Source organism: Burkholderia sp. NFPP32 (assembly GCF_900119325.1).
Classification (GTDB): Bacteria; Pseudomonadota; Gammaproteobacteria; order Burkholderiales; family Burkholderiaceae; genus Burkholderia; species Burkholderia pyrrocinia_C.
This window is the reverse complement of record NZ_FPJP01000079.1, coordinates 1-1485: the sequence shown is the minus strand read 5'-3', so window position 1 is coordinate 1485 and position 1485 is coordinate 1. Positions and strand designations below refer to the sequence as shown.

Sequence of the window (1485 nt, the reverse complement as noted above, 5' to 3'; positions counted from 1 at the left end):
TAGTCGACCATGAACAATCGTGAGCGCCTTATGTGGCGTGGTTCTGAACGCCAAATGAGGTTGTGAGAATTGCAGGGTACGGGCATATTGACGCGTGAACCCTGCAAATTTCGACGAGGTGCGGATGGGTCCGAAGACGCCTGTGACGGAGGGAGATTTCTTCCGGCACCCGTTGCGTGAACAGATCAACTTGAAGCATCCACTGGTCAGTTTGGCCGATCTGATCAACTGGGATCGGTTGGGTGCATCGATGAGCGAGAGCTTCGTTTCACGCAAGGGCCGGCCGGCCACCTCGCCAAGGCTGATCGCCGGCCTGCTGTATCTCCAACACGCGTTCGACCTGTCCGACGAAGAAGTCGTCTGGCAATGGGTGGAGAACCCGTATTGGCAAGTGTTCACTGGCGAGACGTATTTGCAGACCGAGCCGCCAATCGACCCGTCGAGCTTGACGCGTTGGCGTAAGCGCCTGGGCGAAGCCGGCGTTGAAGAATTACTGGCCGAGACGATCGAAGCCGCTAAGCGCGCGGGTGTGATCAAGGCCGTTAGCGTGAAGCGCGTGATTGTCGACACGACGGTGATGGAAAAGGCGATCGCTCATCCAACCGATTCGCGCTTGCTTGAGCGGTGCCGTGAACATCTGGTGAAGGCCGCGGCGCGGCACGGATTGAAGCTACGGCAGAACTACAACCGCGAAGCGCCGCGCTTGGCCAGCCAGATCAGCCGCTACGCACATGCCAAGCAATACAAACGAATGAGGAAGGCGCTGCGGACGTTGCGCTCGCGCGTCGGACGGGTGATGCGTGATGTGGAGCGTCAGCTCGATTCGGTGGCCGACACTGGGCGCACCGCGCTGCAGGAATTGATTGGTCGCACGAAGCGCATTCTGTCGCAAAAACAGAAGGACAAGAACAAGCTGTACGCGCTGCATGCGCCGGAAGTGGAATGTTTGGCGAAAGGCAAGGCCCGCACGCCGTATGAGTTCGGTGTGAAAGTGTCGATCACCACGACGCACAAGGAAGGCCTGGTGGTTGGCGCCCGCTCGATGCCGGGCAACCCATACGACGGTCACACACTGGCTGAAGCGTTGGAGCAAGCGGCGATCTTGAGCGACGTGAAGCCGGAAGTTGCCATCGTCGATCGCGGCTACAAGGGTGTCGCCGTCGAGGGCGTGAAGATCTACCACCCGGGATTGCGGCGCGGTATCACGCGAGGGCTGCGCGCGATGATTCGCAGGCGAAGCGCGATCGAGCCTGCCATCGGTCACATGAAGGCGGACGGCAAACTTGATCGGAACTGGCTCAAAGGCGCGCTCGGCGATGCGATGCACGCGGTGCTGTGCGGCGCCGGCCACAACCTGAGAATGATCCTCAGGAAGCTGAGGCTTTTTTACGCCCTTGTTCTGATCGCTTTGCTCAACCGCTCGACGGCTACCGTCGTCGCGACATAACAGCCAGCGTCGCACAAAACGAATTATTCAGGCCCGAC

At 59.8% G+C, this 1485-nt stretch carries 1 protein-coding gene; it reads left to right on the top strand.

Annotated elements, in window-relative coordinates; all coding sequences use genetic code 11:
* Positions 1 to 124: 124 nt before the first annotated feature.
* Complete coding sequence (locus tag BT264_RS37245; protein WP_072445494.1) at positions 125 to 1447, top strand: IS5 family transposase; 1323 nt, start codon at positions 125 to 127, stop codon at positions 1445 to 1447.
* Positions 1448 to 1485 lie beyond the last annotated feature (38 nt).

Bases quoted from the DNA above. Each gene is read 5' to 3' on its own strand.
- BT264_RS37245 (WP_072445494.1), top strand. From the start codon at position 125: ATGGGTCCGAAGACGCCTGTGACGGAGGGAGATTTCTTCCGGCACCCG.